Source organism: Aeromonas bivalvium (assembly GCF_000819765.1).
GTDB classification, from domain to species: domain Bacteria; phylum Pseudomonadota; class Gammaproteobacteria; order Enterobacterales; family Aeromonadaceae; genus Aeromonas; species Aeromonas bivalvium.
In genome coordinates, this window is sequence record NZ_CDBT01000058.1 from 2788 (window position 1) to 3753 (window position 966).

General features: G+C 41.8%; 1 protein-coding gene. It reads right to left on the reverse strand.

What is annotated here, in order from left to right; translation table 11 throughout:
- Positions 1–966: diguanylate cyclase domain-containing protein (locus BN1119_RS20270; protein WP_157438684.1), on the reverse strand; the 966-nt coding region annotated here is incomplete at both ends.

Consider the following 966-nt stretch of genomic DNA (forward strand, 5'->3'; position numbering starts at 1 on the left):
TCAGTTCAATAACACGTTCTAATACGAGATGCGTCAACTTATTGATTAACCCTCGCTCTTCAGCAATTGGAATAAAGGATCCTGGCGAAACTTCGCCAAGCTCTTCGTCTCTCCAGCGCACCAGAACCTCAGCACCGACTAACTTATATGTTTTTAAACAAACTTGAGGTTGAAGGACGATTCGCAGATTTTCAGGATAGGAGAGTAAGGTTCTCTCAAGTTGCTTTGAGATAATTGATTTTTTCTGAATCCTTTCACCCACTTCAATATTAAAATAGCAACTGGGTAAACCGGACTCTTTGGCCATATTAAGTGCTATATTGGCACCTCGTGTTATTGCATCAAAGGTATCCGCATCCTGAGGATATAAAGCAATTCCAGCTCTTGCATTGATACTGACTTCACCCTCTAGAATTTCGAGCGGCTCAGCGATAGCTTGTTGTAACCTGTTGACCATTATTGATGCCGCATCGGGATTAGATAGAACGGCTGCAAGCGCAAAAACATCAGAATTTAAACGGGCTAAGGAGTCAAACTCTCGATCTATGTCATTGACGATAGGTAAAGTCTGGCAGTCCTCGTTCTCAAAGATACAACGCACTAAAGTATCTGCACCGCGGATGGTTTTTGCTAATCTGCGACCGACCGCTTGGATGACTGCATCACCCGCTTCGTATCCCATTGTTTCGTTAATGTCTTCAAGATTAACCAGGTCGATATATACAATCGCGATGGTATATTGATGTCTCTGTGCAATTTTAAGTAGGTATTTAACTCGGTCAGAGAATAAATTTTTATTAGCCAGTCCCGTTAGCTCATCAAAAAATGCCAATTGCTTGATGCGATGCTCTTTGGCTTTAATGTCACTTAAATCACGCCAAATTACCAGGATAGCGTTTTTTCCAAGGTAGATGACTGGAATGAGCGTTACCTCTATCGGTAGATGGTGACCTTGTTTAGTGATAT